Below are 1336 nucleotides of genomic sequence, written 5' to 3'. Positions count from 1 at the left end.
TGGAGGTTAATCCCCAGTTTCGCTTTGTTGAGTGCTTTCCTGGTGAGTTCTATATCTCCAGGATCGTCTTCTATTAGCAGAATTTCAGGGAATTTACTGTACATATCATAGTTAATTGAAAGCGATGCAGCGCGGTCTTGGGGGTTTCCCCCCACTCGCTATTGCATCAAGACATTGGGTTAGTTGAACTTGGCTATCATATCATTTATTATTGATTTTTTATCCACAAACCCATCAGCCATCTTTGGCTACCAACTCTGATGAATTGGCAAGGTGAAATAGAATCTTGAGCCAACACCAGACTCGGATTCGACCCAAATATTTCCACCGTGACACTGGACGATTTTCTGACAAATGGCTAAACCAATCCCGGTACCGGGATACTTGCTCCTACCATGTAGTCGTTGGAATATGGAAAAAATTCGTTCAGCATACTTGGTTGGAATACCAATACCATTATCTCGAACCCCTATTAACCATTTGGATTCCTGCAACTGAGCTTCAATGTGAATCTCAGGAGTTGCCTCGGAACGGAATTTGATGCCATTACTGATTAGATTCTGGAACAATTCCACCATGTGTTGGGGATTAGCTGAGATAGTTGGCAGTGGATCATGGGTGATGACAGCATGATTTTCTTTAATGGTAACACTCAAGTTTTCAAGAACCTGTTCAAGCACTTCAGCGATATCTGTGGGTTCAAAGGTCAGTTCAGACCGACCCAAACGGGAGTAGGCGAGCAGATCTTTAATCAGACTCTGCATGCGGAAAACACCATCAACAATGTAAGCCATGTATTTGTCTGCTTCGTGATCCAATTTCCCCTGGTACTCTTCCACCAGCAATTCTGTGAAACTCTTGACCTTCCGCAGGGGTTCTTGTAAATCGTGGGAAGCCACATAAGCAAACTGTTCCAGTTCTCGGTTAGAGTTCTGTAACTGCTCAATCCACCTTGAAAATTCTGTATTGGTTATGCGATCGCTAATCCCGCAGCTAAACCCCAAGACAAATTCTACTGAACCATCACTGGCCAACTCTGGCACCAGAAAGGATTGATAAAACTGTCGCCCATTCTCTTTGATCCACTGGAATTCAATGCTCTTTTCTTGACCTGTAGCAAACACCTTTTCCATGGCTCTATCCCATAAATGGATAAAGTCTTCTGGCATCTGCAGGTCACGATGGGTTTTGCCGATCAATTCTGACTGGGCGATCCCAATGGCCTTGGACAGGGACGGATTAGCATAGACATAACGAAATTCCCGGTCAAATACCCCTATACACTCGGGAGAATTGTCCACTAGGGACTGAAACAGGTATTCCCGAGAGCTTAGAA

The 1336-nt window shown here is 44.2% G+C and carries 1 protein-coding gene; it reads right to left on the bottom strand.

Features of this window, described 5'->3' with window-relative positions; genetic code table 11:
• Nucleotides 1–248 precede the first annotated feature (248 nt).
• Nucleotides 249–1336, bottom strand: a 1088-nt coding sequence (locus F6K51_RS37455) for an ATP-binding protein (RefSeq protein ID WP_293031292.1), incomplete at its 5' end; no start/stop codon positions are given.

The sequence above is a fragment of the Moorena sp. SIO3I8 genome (genome assembly GCF_010692325.1).
Classification (GTDB): domain Bacteria; phylum Cyanobacteriota; class Cyanobacteriia; order Cyanobacteriales; family Coleofasciculaceae; genus Moorena.
Note: the sequence above shows the minus strand (reverse complement) of the source record. Positions and strands in the feature narration are given on the sequence as shown.